2 protein-coding genes are annotated in these 2150 nt (G+C 30.4%); both read left to right on the top strand.

Annotation, left to right across the window (positions count from 1 at the left end; translation table 11 throughout):
* Positions 1-74 precede the first annotated feature (74 nt).
* Complete coding sequence (locus GFJ99_RS13165) at positions 75-944, top strand: hypothetical protein (protein WP_153209496.1); 870 nt, start codon at positions 75-77, stop codon at positions 942-944.
* A gap of 582 nt (positions 945-1526) precedes the next feature.
* A complete protein-coding gene (locus GFJ99_RS13160; RefSeq protein WP_153209494.1) occupies positions 1527-2057 on the top strand; it encodes a hypothetical protein in 531 nt (176 codons plus the stop codon).
* Positions 2058-2150 lie beyond the last annotated feature (93 nt).

Below are 2150 nucleotides of genomic sequence, written 5' to 3'. Positions count from 1 at the left end.
TTGTGAAGGCTTGGTGCTGGTTTTTCGCCACAATTTTCAAGCCGCGAAACGTTATAAGTTATTTTAAAAAAACTATGGGTAATTGGAGTACAGCAATAAAAGATAGTGATGCATTTTCCGATGTTTATGGAGATTTTTTTGAACTTTATAACTATGGAGAAAATCCTAAAGAAATTACTGAAAAAATTTTAACTGAAAATTTCGAAATACTTGAAATTGATTCTGAGAAAAATGATTTTTGGTTTGCCATTGCTCTTGCGCAATGGGAAACAAAAACACTCGATGAAAATATATTAAAAAAAGTAGAAAATATAATTAATTCTGGTGATGACATTAAACTTTGGGCTGAACTTGGTGCAGATAAACAAAGTTTGACTAAAAGAAAAATAGCACTCGATAAATTTCTTGTAAAATTAAAAAGTGATAGGGAAAAACCTAAACCAAGGAAAAAAGAAAAACTTAAAACTCCTGTTTTTAAAAAAGGTGATTGCTTCATTTTTCTTTTAGAAAATGGTAATTATGGCGGTTCAATTGTACTTGCTGAAGATAATAATCCCAAAACAGCTTATAATTTAATAGCAACTACAAGACTAAACTTAAAAACTAAACCAACAAAAGAAGATTTCATAAATTCGGAAGTATTAATTTGTAATTATGGTAATTGGAATGATAGTCCAAAAATAGTTTGGTATGCACCAGACCTTTTTAAAAAAAATTATTCTGAACTTTATGAATATGCGTGTAATATATCTATTGAAAAAAATTATGATATTAATAATTACAGTGGTGAAGGTTACTTGTTCAAACCATCATCAACAGCTGGCTGGAATATGAAATCTGATGTTGATAATCAATTTAAATCAGAAATATCCAAACCAAAACCAAAAAAGATAATAACAATCAAACAATTGACAAAAAGGAAAAAATGGTGGGATATATTTTAAAAAACAACTTATAACAGCGGTTTGCTTCAATGGCTACTTCCGGATTTTCCTGCGGAAAATCCGCTGCTGAATGGATTGTTTTGTTATATTTGTAATGGCTTGGTGTTGGTGCAACGCCACTGAGAGCAAGCCGCAAAACGTTGTGTGCAACATATTTTCCGAACTTACGCTGAAAGCTTCTCTCCTATTTTTTCCGAAAGAAATTTATTGAAATTGTTACCGAAAAATTTTGCGTGATAGTTGAAAACCGAACCGAACTTTGTCGATAAACTTTGTGCTGAAGATACGTTTTCGGGAAAATCCGTTGTGAAATTAAAAACTGAAACTAAACGTTGCGTGAAAATATGCTTTGCGTGACAATCCGAACTTTGTGGAAAACTTTGCGTTGAGTTTTTTAAGTTCCGAAAATATTATGCAGCCTACAACAGCGGTTTAAAAATATGGCTAGTTTCGGGAATTTTTGAAATGGCGCAGTTGCTAAATTTAAAGTTTTGTGTATATTTGTGAAGGCTTGGTGCTGGTTTTTCGCCACAATTTTCAAGCCGCGAAACGTTACCAGTAAGTTTTGAAAATCTACATAAAATGAACAATAGAATTTTAGCTACAATTATTTTTTTCCTGTCAATAAATGTAAATTGTTTTTCACAATCAGAATATCCTTTCTACGAACAATTAGCTTTTAATTTCTATAAAGACACTATTCTTGAAATATATCCTGTTGAAAGGAAAATAATTGTGTTTAAATCTCTTAACTATGATTCTGGTGAAGAAATTTATTATGTCCCATCTGATTGCTTAAAGACAAAGCTTCCAAATTATGGTAAAAATATTGAAAAGTTAGAATATTCAAAATATTGGAGGAGATTTGAAGATATGAGATTGGAACTCGATTTAACAAATGTTGACAAAAAAAAATTTAAAATCAGAAAATTTAATCGTGGAAATTTTCCTAAGTTATTTGTTCATTATCCAAAAGTATATGAAGACAGAATTTTTGTTATTGTACACGAAAAATATCAAAACAGCGGAAAATATTATACTGTTGAATTAAATAAAGCTGGTGAAATTATTGATTGGTGTCAATCATTATATGAAACTGTAACTTTACATTAAACCTACTGGTAACAGCGGTTTGCTTCAATGGCTACTTACGGATTTTCCTACGGAAAATCCGCTGCTGAATGGAATGTTTTGTTATATTTGTAA

Origin of the sequence: Flavobacterium sp. LMO6 (genome assembly GCF_009495795.1) — a bacterium.
GTDB lineage: Bacteria > Bacteroidota > Bacteroidia > Flavobacteriales > Flavobacteriaceae > Flavobacterium.
The sequence above is the reverse complement of the archived record's forward strand: the minus strand, read 5'-3'. Positions and strand labels throughout refer to the sequence as shown.

What these genes read in the sequence shown, in the direction of transcription:
- GFJ99_RS13165 (WP_153209496.1), top strand. Translation starts at nt 75, where the DNA reads ATGGGTAATTGGAGTACAGCAATAAAAGATAGTGATGCATTTTCCGAT.
- GFJ99_RS13160 (WP_153209494.1), top strand. Translation starts at nt 1,527, where the DNA reads ATGAACAATAGAATTTTAGCTACAATTATTTTTTTCCTGTCAATAAAT.